16 protein-coding genes are annotated in these 14,277 nt (G+C 32.6%); 7 read left to right on the top strand and 9 right to left on the bottom strand.

Going from position 1 to position 14,277, the window contains the following annotated elements:
- Window positions 1-150: 150 nt before the first annotated feature.
- Both M9Q43_RS05780 and M9Q43_RS05775 read right to left on the bottom strand, forming a co-directional pair.
- Entirely contained in the window at window positions 151-1,599 is a 1,449-nt protein-coding gene (locus M9Q43_RS05780; RefSeq protein WP_262318008.1) for a glyceraldehyde-3-phosphate dehydrogenase, read from the bottom strand.
- A 126-nt stretch (window positions 1,600-1,725) separates the two neighbouring features.
- Window positions 1,726-3,099, bottom strand: coding sequence for a Do family serine endopeptidase (locus M9Q43_RS05775; protein ID WP_262318007.1), 1,374 nt, complete (start codon window positions 3,097-3,099; stop codon window positions 1,726-1,728).
- A gap of 123 nt (window positions 3,100-3,222) precedes the next feature.
- Here M9Q43_RS05775 and dapF point away from each other — a divergent pair, with 123 nt between their 5' ends.
- The 5 genes from dapF to M9Q43_RS05750 all read left to right on the top strand — a co-directional run bounded on the left by dapF (window position 3,223) and on the right by M9Q43_RS05750 (window position 7,365).
- On the top strand, window positions 3,223-4,011 hold the full coding sequence (gene dapF, locus M9Q43_RS05770) for a diaminopimelate epimerase (protein ID WP_262318006.1): 789 nt from the start codon (window positions 3,223-3,225) through the stop codon (window positions 4,009-4,011).
- 19 nt (window positions 4,012-4,030) lie between these two features.
- Window positions 4,031-4,558 (top strand): GNAT family N-acetyltransferase, encoded by a 528-nt coding sequence (locus M9Q43_RS05765; RefSeq protein WP_262318005.1) that lies wholly within the window; start codon window positions 4,031-4,033, stop codon window positions 4,556-4,558.
- Between the two features lie 16 nt (window positions 4,559-4,574).
- Window positions 4,575-5,615: an endolytic transglycosylase MltG gene (gene mltG / locus M9Q43_RS05760; protein WP_262318004.1), complete on the top strand. Its 1,041-nt coding sequence runs from the start codon at window positions 4,575-4,577 to the stop codon at window positions 5,613-5,615.
- A gap of 115 nt (window positions 5,616-5,730) precedes the next feature.
- The gene (locus M9Q43_RS05755; RefSeq protein ID WP_262318003.1) at window positions 5,731-6,624 is read left to right on the top strand and encodes a YfiM family protein; all 894 of its coding nucleotides are present in this window, start codon (window positions 5,731-5,733) and stop codon (window positions 6,622-6,624) included.
- Window positions 6,625-6,720: 96 nt separating this feature from the next.
- Entirely contained in the window at window positions 6,721-7,365 is a 645-nt protein-coding gene (locus tag M9Q43_RS05750; RefSeq protein WP_262318002.1) for a peptidoglycan-binding protein LysM, read from the top strand.
- Here M9Q43_RS05750 and M9Q43_RS05745 read toward each other — a convergent pair whose 3' ends face one another.
- From M9Q43_RS05745 to dnaA, 3 genes are read right to left on the bottom strand one after another with little or no spacing between them, the layout of a single operon-like run.
- Window positions 7,366-8,100, bottom strand: a complete 735-nt coding sequence (locus M9Q43_RS05745; protein ID WP_262318001.1) for an SAM-dependent methyltransferase — start codon at window positions 8,098-8,100, stop codon at window positions 7,366-7,368.
- Between the two features lie 4 nt (window positions 8,101-8,104).
- Window positions 8,105-8,560 carry a low molecular weight protein-tyrosine-phosphatase gene (locus tag M9Q43_RS05740; RefSeq protein WP_262318000.1) on the bottom strand — a complete coding sequence of 152 codons (456 nt, stop codon included), beginning with the start codon at window positions 8,558-8,560 and terminating at the stop codon, window positions 8,105-8,107.
- Between the two features lies 1 nt (window position 8,561).
- On the bottom strand, window positions 8,562-9,989 hold the full coding sequence (gene dnaA / locus M9Q43_RS05735) for a chromosomal replication initiator protein DnaA (RefSeq protein WP_262317999.1): 1,428 nt from the start codon (window positions 9,987-9,989) through the stop codon (window positions 8,562-8,564).
- A gap of 203 nt (window positions 9,990-10,192) precedes the next feature.
- Between dnaA and M9Q43_RS05730 the strand changes: the two genes are divergently transcribed.
- Entirely contained in the window at window positions 10,193-10,594 is a 402-nt protein-coding gene (locus M9Q43_RS05730) for an acyl-CoA thioesterase (RefSeq protein WP_262317998.1), read from the top strand.
- A gap of 5 nt (window positions 10,595-10,599) precedes the next feature.
- On the opposite strand, the gene M9Q43_RS05725 is transcribed toward M9Q43_RS05730, so the two are convergent.
- From M9Q43_RS05725 to ribD, 4 genes are read right to left on the bottom strand one after another with little or no spacing between them, the layout of a single operon-like run.
- Window positions 10,600-11,214: an IMPACT family protein gene (locus M9Q43_RS05725; protein WP_262317997.1), complete on the bottom strand. Its 615-nt coding sequence runs from the start codon at window positions 11,212-11,214 to the stop codon at window positions 10,600-10,602.
- 1 nt (window position 11,215) lies between these two features.
- Entirely contained in the window at window positions 11,216-12,076 is an 861-nt protein-coding gene (locus M9Q43_RS05720; RefSeq protein WP_262317996.1) for a DMT family transporter, read from the bottom strand.
- A gap of 4 nt (window positions 12,077-12,080) precedes the next feature.
- Window positions 12,081-12,683 (bottom strand): HAD family hydrolase, encoded by a 603-nt coding sequence (locus M9Q43_RS05715; protein ID WP_262317995.1) that lies wholly within the window; start codon window positions 12,681-12,683, stop codon window positions 12,081-12,083.
- A complete protein-coding gene (gene ribD, locus M9Q43_RS05710; protein ID WP_262317994.1) occupies window positions 12,676-13,719 on the bottom strand; it encodes a bifunctional diaminohydroxyphosphoribosylaminopyrimidine deaminase/5-amino-6-(5-phosphoribosylamino)uracil reductase RibD in 1,044 nt (347 codons plus the stop codon). The genes M9Q43_RS05715 and ribD overlap by 8 nt, the downstream gene beginning before the upstream one ends.
- 81 nt (window positions 13,720-13,800) lie before the next feature.
- On the opposite strand from ribD, the gene M9Q43_RS05705 reads away from it, so the two are divergent.
- A complete protein-coding gene (locus M9Q43_RS05705) occupies window positions 13,801-14,277 on the top strand; it encodes a GNAT family N-acetyltransferase (RefSeq protein WP_262317993.1) in 477 nt (158 codons plus the stop codon).

Genomic DNA, 14,277 nt, shown 5'->3' with positions numbered 1-14,277 from the left:
ATCTACTTATGTGTTGAATAAAAAGGGTAGAATTATTGTTGATTCTAAAGTTTCTGCCAACTGGAATTCAGATGGTTTTAGAAAAGTTTTAGACGAATTAGTTAAATAAAAAAAGCGCTTCAATATTGAAGCGCTTTTTTTATTTAACTACTAATAATAACTATATCTTCTTACTTTAGCAATGTATTTAGCTAAACGAATTACTTGATGGCTGTAACCATATTCGTTATCGTACCAAACATACATTACAATGTTTTTTCCGTCTCCAGAAACAATTGTAGCATTACTGTCAAAAATTGCTGGAGCTGATGTGCCTACAATATCTGAAGAAACCAATTCGTTGTTTAAAGAATATTTAATTTGCTCTACAAGATCACCTTCTAAAGCGTATTTTTTCATAATGTTGTTGACTTCTTCAATCGAAGTTTCTTTTCCAACTTCCAAATTCAATACTACTAATGAACCATTTGGAACTGGAACACGAATCGCATTTGAAGTTAATTTTCCTGCTAATGTAGGTAATGCTTTTGCAACAGCGCTTCCAGCACCAGTTTCTGTAATGACCATGTTTAGTGCAGCAGCACGACCTCTACGGTATTTTTTGTGCATATTATCTACTAAGTTTTGGTCATTCGTGTAAGCATGAATGGTTTCTAAGTGTCCTTTAACCACACCTAAAGTATCTTCAATCGCTTTTAAAACAGGAGTAATAGCATTTGTTGTACATGAAGCTGCTGAAAAAATATTTACTTCGTCTGGGTTATATTCTTCATGATTTACACCATAAACAATATTTGGAACACCTTTTCCTGGCGCAGTTAATAAAACTTTGTCAGCACCTTTTGAAGTTAAATGACGTTTTAAAGCTTCTTCTGTGGTGAAAGCTCCAGTATTGTCGATAACTAAAGCATCTTCAATTCCATAAGCTGTATAATCAATTTCTTCTGGAGAATTTGCTGTAATAATGTGAACGGTTGTTCCGTTGATTAATAAGGCATTGTTTTCTGGGTCAGCAATTACTGAACCTTGAAAATCGCCATGAACTGAATCGTATCGTAATAATGAAGCTCTTTTTTCTAATAAGATGGCATCATTTTTATCTCTGGTAACAATAGCTCGTAATCGTAATTGTTGTCCTTTTCCAATTTTTGACATCATTTCACGCGCCAATAAACGTCCAATTCTACCAAAACCATACAAAACAACATCTTTTGGTTTAATTTCTTGAAAGTTTTTAGCGTTTTTCAATTTATCAATCACAAATGCTTTGGCGTCGTTATACTTATCATCTTCTAAATGATATTCATACGTTAATTTTCCAATGTCAATTCTTGATGGTGGTAAATCTAAATCTACTATGGCACTTGCAATTTCTACAGAATCAAAAACATTGATTGGTTTTTCAACAAAAGCACCAGCATATTCATGTAAGTTAATGATTTCGCTTACGTTTTTATCAATCAATTGATTACGGAATAAAACCAATTCGATTGATTTGTCATACCATAAATCACTAATGATTTTAATAAATTCAACACCCGCTTTTCTTCGGTCTGCCTGAAAAGCAATTTCTTTTTCGTACAAAGTTGTATTGTTCATGTAAATAGTTATTGTGTGTTTACGAGTGCAAAAGTATAGATTTCAATCGTTTTCGTAAAATTTTTTCAAATAAAAAACCAGTCTTTTTTTGAAAGACTGGTTTTGAAAGTTTGTGTGAATAAATAACTACATGATAATGCTATACATTTGTCCTGTTTTTGTAATTATTTGGTAACGCGCTTTTTGATTTTCTTTTTTTGCCAAATAACTTGAAACGGTTTCCATATCTTTTGCAGTTTGTCCATCAATACTTAAAATTACAGCACCTTCAAGAATTTCCGTGTATTCTGCATATTCTGGATTTGAGATTGACTTAATTTTAATACCTTCTTTAATTCTGAATTGTTTTTTATCGCTGGCATCAATATCTTCAAATTCAATTCCGTTGAATTCATAATTAAGTATTTCTTTTTTAGTCAATTTTACAGGAATTGTTTTTTGTTTTCCATCTCTCAAAATACTTACTTGAACTATGTCGTTTGGTCTTTTTGTATTGATGTGAGCTGATAATTCAGAAAAGCTATTTATTTTTTTATCATCTAATTGTACAATGATGTCACCTTTACTTAATCCAGCTTTTTCAGCACCAGAATTTTTAGTTACTTTATTAATGTAAAATCCTTGCGTTTGGTTTACACCTAATTCTTTTGCAAAGTTTGAATTTAGTTCACCGCCTTCGATGCCTAAAACACCTCTTTGTACGTTACCAAACTGCATCAAATCCTCAATAATTTTTCGAGTCAAATTCGATGGAACAGCAAATGAATAGCCTGCATAACTTCCAGTTGGAGAAGAAATCATAGTGTTAATTCCAATTAATTCGCCACGAGTGTTTACTAAAGCGCCACCACTGTTTCCAGGATTTACAGCAGCATCTGTTTGAATGAACGATTGAATTCCATCGTTTGCTAAATTTCTTGCTTTTGCAGATACAATTCCTGCTGTAACAGTCGAATTCAAATTATACGGATTTCCAACCGCTAATACCCATTCGCCGACTTTTATTCCGTCAGAATCACCAAAAACTGCATAAGGTAATTTTTCGTCTGCATCAATTTTTAATAAGGCAATGTCCATTTTTGAATCGGTTCCTACTAATTTAGCAATGTACGATTTGTTGTTGTTCAAGGTAACTTCTAATTCAGTTGCATCTTTAATTACGTGATTATTCGTAACAATATAGCCGTCTTCGGTAATAATAACGCCTGAGCCTGTTCCAATTTGAGTTTGCTCTCTGTCGCCTCTGTAACCATAAAAGAAATCCATAACCGGAATTTTAGAAACGGTTTTGTTTTTAACGTGAACCACTGCATGAATTGTGTTTTCGGCTGCAACAGTAAAATCAATATTTTCAGCGCCTAAATTTACATTTTTGGCATAATTAGGTGTTGCAAGTGTTAGTTTTCCTGCATTATTTGGTTCTAAAAAGAATTTGTAAGCACCTAATGTTACGGCTCCACTCAAGAGCGATACGAGTAATAAACTTCCAAATTTTTTCATATGTATTAATTTTTGTTCACTCAAAATTATAACAAAAAATATTCCAAAAAATCACTTTAACGCTCGATTAACAATGTTTAACATCTTATTAATATTTGTACTTTTGTATAAACTAATTTGACAATGCAACTTACATTTTATAAATATCAAGGAACTGGAAACGATTTTGTGATGATTGATAATCGTGCTGAGTTTTTTCCAAAAGAAAACACGCAACTTATTGAAAAATTGTGCGATAGACGTTTTGGTATTGGCGCTGATGGACTTATTTTACTTGAGAATCATGCTGATTATGATTTTAAAATGGTTTATTATAATTCAGATGGAAACGAAAGTTCAATGTGTGGAAATGGCGGAAGATGTTTGGTTGCCTTTGCAAAGCAATTAAATGTAATTTCAGAAAAAGCAGAATTTGAAGCTGTTGATGGGTATCATTTTGCTACTATCGATGAAGAAAATATTGTTTCACTTCAAATGAAAGACGTTGATATAATAAAAAGCGAATCAAATTATACCTTTTTGAATACGGGTTCTCCACATCATGTACAAATGGTTGATGATTTAAAAACATTAGATGTAAAATCTGAAGGAGCAAAAATTCGTTATTCTGATTTGTACGGAAAAGCGGGAAGTAATGTCAATTTTGTACACCAATTGGAAAATAACATTTTTGCTGTTCGCACGTATGAGCGTGGTGTAGAAGATGAAACTTTGTCGTGCGGAACTGGCGTAACAGCAGTTGCCATAGCAATGCATCAAACCGGAAAAGCAAAAACTAATCAAGTCGATTTAAACGTAGAAGGCGGAAAACTAAAAGTTCAATTTGAAGAAAACAACGGAAATTATACCAATGTTTTTTTAATTGGCCCAGCTACTTTTGTTTTTGAAGGAAAGATTGATTTAGATTTTTGAACTTGTAATTGAACTTGAAATGATAACATTAAAAGGAACGAACATATACCTACGTGCACTCGAACCCGAAGATTTAGAGTTTATCTATGCTATAGAAAACAACGAATCAGTTTGGGAAGTAAGCAATACGCAAACTCCATATAGTCGATTTTTAATTCGTCAGTATTTAGAAAATGCACATCAGGATATATATGAAGCCAAACAATTACGCTTAGCTATTTGTTTATACGATACTTTTCATGCAATTGGTTTAATTGATTTGTTTGATTTTGATCCTAAAAATAATAGAGCTGGAGTTGGAATTGTAATTTCAAATGAGGCCAATCGAAATTCCGGAATTGGTTCAGAAGCATTACAATTGGTAATAAACTATGCATTTAATCAGTTACAATTGCATCAATTGTATGCAAATATTGGAAGCGATAATGAAATTAGTTTGCAACTTTTTACTAAATTTGGCTTTCAAAAAATTGGAACAAAAAAAGATTGGATAAAAGTAAATAACGTTTTTAAAGACGAAATACTTTTTCAATTAATCAATAACTAAAAAACACAAAATCCTCTTGAACGTAAAAAAATTAATTTCAATCATAGCTGTTGCTGGAATCGTAATTGCAACTGCTGTTGGTGTTTATGTCTATTTTAAAGCTTTTACACCAAATACTCAATTTTCTCAAAACGAGGTTTATGTTTACATTCCTACAAACTCAACTTATGAACAGGTAGCGGAAATTGTTAAACCATTCATTAAAGATTTTGAAAAATTTGATTTTGTAGCAACTTCGAGAAATTATAGCACGAATGTAAAAGCAGGCAAATTTCTTTTCAAAAAAGATATGACTAGTTTTGATATGGTAAGAAGCTTACGATTAAATGTTCCTGTAAATGTTGCATTTAATAATCAAGAAACCTTAGGAAAATTAGTTCAACGTTTGTCAACGCAATTAGAACCGGATAGTTTAGCTTTAGAAATTGCTTTTACAAACACACCATTTTTACAAGAAAACGGCTTTACAGAAGAAACAATTTTAGCCTTGTTTATTCCAAATACATACGAGTTTTATTGGAATACACCTGCAAATAAAATTGCCAATAAATTAGCGAAAGAATATAATAAGTTTTGGAACGAAGATCGCTTAGCTAAAGCAAAAGCTAAAAATTTGACACCAATTCAAGTATACACTTTAGCTTCAATTGTTCATAAAGAAACGGCAAAAGTAGACGAACGTCCAGATGTCGCTGGTGTTTATCTAAATCGTTTAACACAAGATATGCCTCTTCAAGCTGATCCAACAGTTATTTATGCTATCAAATTAAAGTCAGGTGATTTTGACCAAGAAATAAAACGCGTTTTTTACAACGACTTACGCATTAAGTCTCCATACAACACCTATATTAACAAAGGGTTACCACCAGGGCCAATTGCAATGCCAGATGTTTCAGCTATTGATGCGGTTTTAAATGCCACTAATCACGATTACATTTATTTCTGTGCAAATCCAGACAAGCCAGGTTATCATGCTTTTGCATCAAGCTATGAAGCACATCAAGTGAATGCCAAAAAATATGCTGAGTGGGTTACTAAATTAGGAATCGATCGTTAATTTTTAAGAGCGAATGGCTTGGGCTTTCTTGGTTTCCATATTCCTGCTTTCCGTTACAATCTTTTATAAAACTTTAAGGTTTTATAAAAGTATTTCCACTACAATCAGGGCTAGTTTGCTGTCCATTTTTCTGTTTGTTTCTGTTTTTTCTCAGGCGCAATCAGATATCAATGCTTTCTTAAAACCTTCTGATACGCTCAATAAACCAAGAAGAACAGGCGTTTATATTGGTGAATCTATTGCATTAGGTGCAACACTAGTAGGTTTAAACCAAATTTGGTATAAAGATTATCCACAAACCAATTTCCATTTCATCAACGATAATAAGCAATGGTTGCAAATGGATAAGTTAGGACACCTATATTCTACCTATCATTTGGGAAGGGTAGGAGCTGAAATGTTACAATGGAGTGGAGCATCCCAAAAAGAACAATTAATTTATGGTTCTACTTTAGGATTAGGCTTTTTAACTGTTGTTGAGGTTTTTGATGGTTTTTCACAAGAATGGGGTGCATCATCAGGAGATATAATTGCAAATGTTTCGGGAACTGCTCTTTATGTTTCACAAGAATTACTTTGGAAAGAACAACGTATCACACCGAAGTTTTCATTTCATCAAACCAAATTCGCATCACAACGTCCAGAAACATTAGGCGCTTCTCTAAATGAACAAATTTTAAAAGATTACAACGGTCAAACGTATTGGTTGTCGTTTAACATACAATCATTTACCAAAGATAGCTTTATTCCCAAGTGGTTAAACCTTGCAATTGGTTATAGTGGAGAGGGAATGTTGTACGGAAATGATGCCGAAGCAATCGAAAATGGAATAATCCAAAATCCATATCGTCAATTTTACCTTAGTTTGGATGTCGATTTAACTAAAATTGAAACAAAGTCACGCTTTTTAAAGTCTTTTTTCTCTGTTTTTAACACACTAAAAATTCCTGCACCAACTTTGCAATATGATGATTTTAACGGAGTTAAAGCACACTTCATCTACTTTTAGAAATTATTAACACCCTGTAAATCAATATTATAATTTTTTTTGTATATTTGCATCGGTAATTTCAGATGGGTGACAGACGCTGAGAAATAACAATTCATGATAAAAAAAGGGTCGTACATTTTAGGATTGACACTCCTAGTCTTAGTAGTTTCTTCGGGTTTTATTAGCTTAGAAGAAAAAAAAGTAAAAGGTTTTCACTTAGCAGATAATGAGGTAATCAAATACCATGTTGCTAACGAATATGAAAACGAAGAAAAAGTAGCGGTAAAAGTTCCGCATGTTGGAAAATCATTTATTGGTTTTGCACAAAAAATGGCTTACAAAGAGTCAAGAGGTATTTTACACTTAGTTAATCCTTACGGATATATGGGTAAATACCAATTCGGTAAAAGTGCACTACGTACAGTAGGTATTTATGATTTTCAAGAATTTTTGCGTAATGCAGAATGGCAAGACAAAGCTTTTGAAGCATTAATAGCGCGCAATAAATGGGAACTGCGTAAAGAAATTGCAAAATTCTCTGGAAAAGTAATCAACGGTGTTGAAATTACAGAATCGGGCTTAGTAGCTGCAGCTCATTTAGGTGGTGCTGGTTCAGTAAAAAAATATTTGAGAAGTAACGGTAAAAACGGTTTTAAAGACGGTTTTGGAACTTCATTATCAAGTTACATCAGAAAATTTGCTGGATATGATATTTCTCACATCGAAGCTAATTTAAACGCAAAAGTAAATTTAGAATAATTACATTTTGTGAATAATAAAAATACAAGGTCGATTATGTAAATCGGCCTTTTCTTTTTTCCATTCGTTTACCGTTTTTGTTTTTATGTATTCCGTTGGCAAAGTAATATCGCAAGCCACACATAAATAGGTACTTGGTTGTAAAATTTGTAATAAATCTTCCATTAATTTATTGTTTCTATAAGGCGTTTCAATAAATAACTGCGACTGATTTTTTTCTTGTGACAAACGCTCAAAACTTTTTAAAGCCTGTTTTTTATCGTTTTTATCGATTGGCAAATAGCCATTGAAAGCGAAACTCTGTCCGTTCATTCCACTTGCCATCAAAGCTAATAAAATAGAACTTGGTCCAACTAACGGCACTACCTGAATTCCTTTTTCATGTGCTAATTTTACAATAACTGCGCCAGGATCAGCAATTCCTGGACAACCAGATTCACTCATTAATCCAATGTTTTTACCATTTAAAAGCGGTTTGATAAAATCATAATGTTCAGCTGTTTCTGTATGTTTATTCAATACCGAAATTTTTAAATCGGGTTGTTTTTTTTCGGGGTGAATGCTTTTTATGAATTTTCGAGCGGTTTTTTCGTTTTCAACAATATAAGTATCTATAAAATCAATTGCTCTTTTAATGGTTTGAGGTAAAACATCTTCAGGAGCCACAGTAGTTTCTCCAGGATTGGATAAAGTAATTGGAATTAAATACAGTTTACCTAAAGCTGTTGATTTCATGGTTTTATCTCTTAAGTTTTCTTGCAATTTCCTCGCAAGCTTGGTCTAACATATCAAAAACGTTTTCAAATCCGTCTTGACCTCCGTAATATGGGTCTGGAACGTCAACGTTTTCATTTGGAAAAAGTTCGTTTAAAATTAATTTTACTTTTGATTTTGCTTCTTCATTTGGTGCTAAAGCTAAAACATCTTTGTAATTGGAATTATCCATTACGAAAATATGGTCAAAAGTAGTAAAATCGGAGACTTTAAATTGTCGTGCTTTTTGATTTGTAATATCTAAACCTTTGCTTTTAGCAATTGCAATGGAACGTTTATCTGGTAATTGACCTGCGTGCCAACCGCCAGTTCCAGCAGAATCTACTATAAAATCTTCCGAAAGTTTAGAACGCAAAATACCTTCTGCCAAAGGAGAACGGCAAATATTTCCTAAGCAAACCATTAAGATTTTAACCGACATTTTACAGCGATAATTTCTTGTTGATATCGTCAACAAATTTTTTGAATTGTTTATCAGTAGCGACTAAATTGTCAACCGTTTTACAAGCATGTAAAACCGTTGCGTGATCTCTGTCGCCAATTTGAGAACCAATATTTGCTAAAGAAGCTTTTGTGAATTTTTTTGCAAAAAACATAGCTAATTGTCTAGCTTGAACCACATGACGTTTTCTTGTTTTTGATTGCAATGTTTCAATATCCAATTGGAAATAATCGGAAACTGTTTTTTGAATGTAATCGATAGAAATTTCACGTTTTACATTCTTCACAAATTTTTCAACAACTTGTTTAGCTAAATCAATAGTAACTTCGCGCTTGTTAAAAGAAGATTGTGCAATTAATGAGATGATTGCGCCTTCTAATTCACGAACGTTTGATTTAATATTTTTAGCAACATATTCAATTATTTCATCAGGAATTTCAACGCCATCTCTAAATAAAATATTTTTTAGGATTGAAATACGAGTTTCATAATCAGGTTGGTGTAATTCTGCAGAAAGTCCCCATTTGAAACGAGATAGTAAGCGTTGCTCAATATCTTGCATGTCCACTGGTGCTTTATCAGAAGTCAGAATTACTTGTTTTCCGTTTTGGTGTAAGTGATTGAAGATGTGGAAAAATACATCTTGTGTTCCTGATTTACCTGATAAGAATTGTACGTCGTCAATAATCAAAACATCAATTAATTGATAGAAATGAATAAAATCGTTACGTGTGTTTTTCTTAACAGAATCAATATATTGTTGCGTGAAAATTTCAGCCGAAATATACAACACGGTTTTTTCTGGATATTTATCTTTGATTTCAACACCAATAGCGTGAGCTAAATGCGTTTTCCCTAAACCAACACCACCAAAAATCAACAATGGGTTGAATGAAGTTCCGCCTGGTTTATTAGCAACAGCCATACCAGCACTTCTTGCTAATCGGTTAGAATCTCCTTCAAGGAAATTATCAAAACTGTAATTAGCATTCAGTTGCGATTCGATTTTTAAATTACGAATACCAGGAATAACAAATGGATTTTTAAGTTCTGGGTTTTTATTCACAATTGGCACATCTACTTCTTGAGGTTTTACCGCTGTTCTGTTATAACTCGGAATTTGCTCAGTAAATGGAAGTTTATTGCCATAAGTGTTTTCCATCTTAATTTTATACAATAACTTTGCGCCTGGACCTAATTCTTTAGTTAGGGCTACTTTTAATAATTTTACATAGTGTTCTTCTAACCATTCGTAGAAGAATTTACTAGGTACCTGAATAGACAACGCGTTATCGTTTAGCTCAACTGACTGTATAGGTTCAAACCAAGTCTTGTAAGCTTGATCTTGAATATTGTCTTTTATGAAAGACAGACAGTTATTCCATACCGATTGCGCAGTTTTTGTCATAAATTCAATTAATTATTACTTGTTTATTTTAGTTTTGTATAGGTTACAAAAGTGAAAAGAACGGATATTCTGTTCGGATAATTTGGGATAGCAAATATGTGAACAAAATTCTGTAAAAAAAATTTTTTTGTACTTGATTTTTAAAAAAAAATATTGTAAGCCTTGTAAATAATTTTTTAAGATTAATTTAATATTAGTTTAATATGAGAGAATATCAATTTCAAGTTCGTGTGCGTTATGCGGAAACAGATCAAATGGGAGTCGTTTATCACGGAAATTACGCACAATATTTTGAAATGGGACGCGTGGAATGGCTAAGAAACATGGGGGTTTCGTACAAATGGATGGAAGAAAATGGGGTAATGTTGCCTGTAGTTACTTTAACTATGAATTATAAAAAACCAGCACGCTATGACGACCTACTAACCGTTAAAACAATTTTTAAAAGTCAGACTTCTGTGAAGATAGAATTTGACTATGAAATTTATAACGAAGCAAATGAGTTATTAACAACGGGTTACTCAATGTTAGTGTTTGTAGACATGAAAACTGGACGTCCAATGTTGCCTCCAAATTATGTTTCAGAAAAGATAAATGCGTTGTGAAATTTTTAAATTTCGGTTAATTTAATTTCATACAAACTTTCAAAAGTGTCCAATAAATTTTGGACATTTTTTTTTCGGATAGAAATTTCAATTTCACAATCCATTTCCATTTTTTGAGAAACGATTTGTAGATTTTTCTCTTTAATAATTCGCATCACTTTATTCATGTGTGCATAACCAAATGAAATAATAAAATGTTTATTAATTGTTTTTTCAACAATAGTTGCATTTTCTAAAGCCATTTGAGCGGCAGTTTTGTATGCTGAAATTAATCCGCCCACACCAAGTTTTACGCCACCAAAATAGCGAACCACTACAACTAATACATTCGTGACTTCAAATGACTGAATTTGTCCGTAAATGGGCATTCCGGCGCTATTATTTGGTTCACCGTCGTCATTGGCACGGTATTGAATTTTCTCTGTGCCAATTTGATACGCATAACACCAATGACGCGCCGAAAAATGTTCTTTTCGTAAACGTTCTAAATTTTCTTTCACATCTTCTTCGGAAGTTACAGGAATAGCGTAGCCAAAGAATTTGCTATTTTTTTCTTTGAGTAAAACTTCTTCCGAAGGAAAATCTATGGTTTTGTATAAATCGTTTTCTAAAAAATCCATTTTAATAGGTAACTAAATAAAGGGCGAATAATGCTAATCCAATCCCGAATGCATTGCGAAGCGAAATTTTTTCTTTAAAAAAAAGAATGCCTACAAAAGTAGAAACTAAAACGATAGAAATATTGTGAATTGTAAATAAAGTTGCACTTTGAAAGGCTTTTGCTTCTAACATTTTTACTAAATAATACAAAGAAAAGTAATTGGGTAAGCCCAAAGCTATTCCGCCTAAAATATTTCTTCCCGAAAATTTAATTTCTCCTCTGATAGTTAAAAAAAGTATTGTTAAAACACCAACACTAAAAGCACAAAAAAATGTAACTGTTGAAAATAGCCCAATTTGATTGGCAGGGACATGATAGGTTTGCAAATATTTTAAACTGGCATCGATAGTTCCAGCACCAAGAAATACTAAAACGGGAAAAAGTAAATTGTTGGCATTTTGTACTTCTCCAGTTTCTTTTTTGGAAGTAAAATAAACGGCAATTAACGCCAAAAGTATTCCGATAATCTTAACGAAACCGAGAGATTCGTTATATAAAATAACACCCAAAGAGATAGGAATAATCACAGACATTTTTGAAGCCACAGAAGCAACCGAAAGTCCATTTCTTTGTGATGTTAATGTTGTGGCATAAAAAGTAGATATAAAAACAAATCCCAAGAGAATACTTCCTTTAAACCAATCATGACTGATGATTTCTTTTGGCGCAAGACTATTATCTAAAAAGAACAATCCCACTAGAAAAGCAACAAAATAATTTACTACTAAAGCTTGTAATGCATCAATGTTAAATCTGGCAAAGAGTTTAATAATAACAAAAAGTACAGCATTAAATACAATGCTCAGTAATAAATAAATCACGATGTTAAATTATTTTTTTATCAAAAAGTTCTACAACATCATCAATGCCTGGTTGTAAATTCCAAATTCGAAAACCTAACTTTTCAGCCATATCAGTGTTTTCTTTTTTGTCGTCTACAAATAACGTCTTTTTAGGATTCAAATTATGATTGTTAATCACGTATTTAAACGCATTTTCATCGGGTTTACGAATTCCGATTTCGTATGAAAAGTATACTTTTTCAAAACAACTATAAAAATCGCGAGCAAAAGTTTGACCTTCTTTGTGTTCAAATTTTTCTATGTGAGTATGATCGGTATTGCTTAAAAGAAACAATTTATATCTCGATGAAATCATTTGTAAAAATTCCAAACGATATAGAGGAAAATCACCTAAAATAGAATTCCAAGCCGCTCTAATTTCTGATAAATCTGCATTTGGTAAATGTTTTTGAAAACCTTGCATGAATTCAAGTTCGTCAATTTTTCCAATTTCGTACTTTTTATTCAAAGCATCCAAATCGTCATGCCAAGCGGTTAGACCTAATTTTCTAAATTCGGTATCAATAGCTTGTTTGTTTAAATCGATAAAAACATCGCCAAAATCAAAAATAATTGCTTCAATCATAATTCTTGAAAATTTTAAGTTCATCATTCATTATGTCAAAACCAGCAACCGGATTTCCGGAAATAATTGGGGTTGTTGTGCCGTTTTGAAATGTTGTTTTTCCAATAAAAACTCTTGCTTCGTCCCATAAATTGGCATCTATGAATGATTGGAGAGTTTTACTTCCTCCTTCAATAATAACCGATTGTATTTCGTTTTTATACAAAATGTCACAAATTGAAGAAATCAGGTGAATATCAAAGATAGCATTTTCATAGATACAATTTTCAGTTGAAATGAAATTTTCACTTTCGGTAATAAAAATTGTTTTTTGCGAATTGTCTTTTACATGATAGTTTTTCGAAATCTTTCCGGATTTATCCAACACTATTCGAACTGGATTGTTTCCTGAAAAATCGCGTGCATCTAATTTCGGATTATCTTCTAAAACAGTATTGGTTCCTACTAAAATAGCTTGTTCTTCAGTACGCCATTTGTGAACCAATTGTCTGGAATATGGATTTGTAATCCAAACAGGAGCTTTTTCTTCTTTCGAAAGTGGAGCAATGAATCCATCAGCGGTTTCGGCCCATTTCAAAATAATATAAGGTCTTTTCTTTTGATGAAAGGTAAAAAAGCGTTTGTTGAGTTCGTTGCATTCGTCTTCTAAAATACCAACGGTTACATTTTTGCCACTTTCAACTAGTTTTTTGATTCCGTTTCCAGCTACTTTCGCAAATGGGTCAACGGTACCAATTACAACATTCGTAATTTCATTCGCAATAATTAAATCGCAACACGGAGGTGTTTTTCCGAAGTGACTACATGGTTCTAAACTCACGTAAATCGTAGCTTCTTTCAATAACGATTTATCTTTTACCGAATTCACCGCATTGACTTCCGCATGAGGTTCGCCGGCTTTTTTGTGCCAACCTTCTCCGATAATTTTATCATCATGCACAATTACACTTCCCACCAACGGATTAGGATATGTGGTTCCTAAACCATTTTTGGCGAGTTCAATACAGCGTTTCATGTAAAATTCGTGTGTCGTCATAATACAAAAGTAGTATTTTTAAGATAGAATTAATAATCGATTCTAGCAATTTACGTACTTTTACCCAACAATAAAAATGCTATGCTAATTAGAGAAATCCAACAAAAAGATAATGAGTCGATTGCTAAGGTAATTCGTGATATTTTTCATGAATTAGATGCACCAAAAGTTGGAACGGCTTACGCTGACCCTATTTTAGATACTTTATACGAAGTGTATCAAGAACCACGTTCCATATATTATGTGGTGGAAAAAGACGGAAATGTGGTTGGTGGTTGTGGTATTGCACCTCTAGAAAATGCAGATGTTTCGGTATGTGAATTACAAAAAATGTATTTTGCTCCCGAGATAAGAGGAACGGGTTATGCAGAGAAAATTATTGAGAAATGTTTAGAATATGCAAAAATACAAGGATTTGAAATCTGTTATTTAGAAACCTTATCTTTCATGACAACCGCTCAAAAATTATACAAAAGAATTGGTTTTGAAAACATTTGCGGACCAATGGGGAATACCGGTCATAACAGTTGTGAAGTTTGGATGACGAGGAAATTATAG

Origin of the sequence: Flavobacterium odoriferum (genome assembly GCF_025499515.1) — a bacterium.
GTDB lineage: Bacteria > Bacteroidota > Bacteroidia > Flavobacteriales > Flavobacteriaceae > Flavobacterium > Flavobacterium odoriferum.
The sequence above is the reverse complement of the archived record's forward strand: the minus strand, read 5'-3'. Positions and strand labels throughout refer to the sequence as shown.

Coding starts and splice junctions, on each gene's coding strand:
- M9Q43_RS05780 (WP_262318008.1), bottom strand. CDS start 1,599: ATGAACAATACAACTTTGTACGAAAAAGAAATTGCTTTTCAGGCAGAC.
- M9Q43_RS05775 (WP_262318007.1), bottom strand. CDS start 3,099: ATGAAAAAATTTGGAAGTTTATTACTCGTATCGCTCTTGAGTGGAGCC.
- dapF (WP_262318006.1), top strand. CDS start 3,223: ATGCAACTTACATTTTATAAATATCAAGGAACTGGAAACGATTTTGTG.
- M9Q43_RS05765 (WP_262318005.1), top strand. CDS start 4,031: ATGATAACATTAAAAGGAACGAACATATACCTACGTGCACTCGAACCC.
- M9Q43_RS05750 (WP_262318002.1), top strand. CDS start 6,721: ATGATAAAAAAAGGGTCGTACATTTTAGGATTGACACTCCTAGTCTTA.
- M9Q43_RS05745 (WP_262318001.1), bottom strand. CDS start 8,100: ATGAAATCAACAGCTTTAGGTAAACTGTATTTAATTCCAATTACTTTA.
- M9Q43_RS05740 (WP_262318000.1), bottom strand. CDS start 8,560: ATGTCGGTTAAAATCTTAATGGTTTGCTTAGGAAATATTTGCCGTTCT.
- dnaA (WP_262317999.1), bottom strand. CDS start 9,989: ATGACAAAAACTGCGCAATCGGTATGGAATAACTGTCTGTCTTTCATA.
- M9Q43_RS05730 (WP_262317998.1), top strand. CDS start 10,193: ATGAGAGAATATCAATTTCAAGTTCGTGTGCGTTATGCGGAAACAGAT.
- M9Q43_RS05725 (WP_262317997.1), bottom strand. CDS start 11,214: ATGGATTTTTTAGAAAACGATTTATACAAAACCATAGATTTTCCTTCG.
- M9Q43_RS05715 (WP_262317995.1), bottom strand. CDS start 12,683: ATGATTGAAGCAATTATTTTTGATTTTGGCGATGTTTTTATCGATTTA.
- ribD (WP_262317994.1), bottom strand. CDS start 13,719: ATGACGACACACGAATTTTACATGAAACGCTGTATTGAACTCGCCAAA.
- M9Q43_RS05705 (WP_262317993.1), top strand. CDS start 13,801: ATGCTAATTAGAGAAATCCAACAAAAAGATAATGAGTCGATTGCTAAG.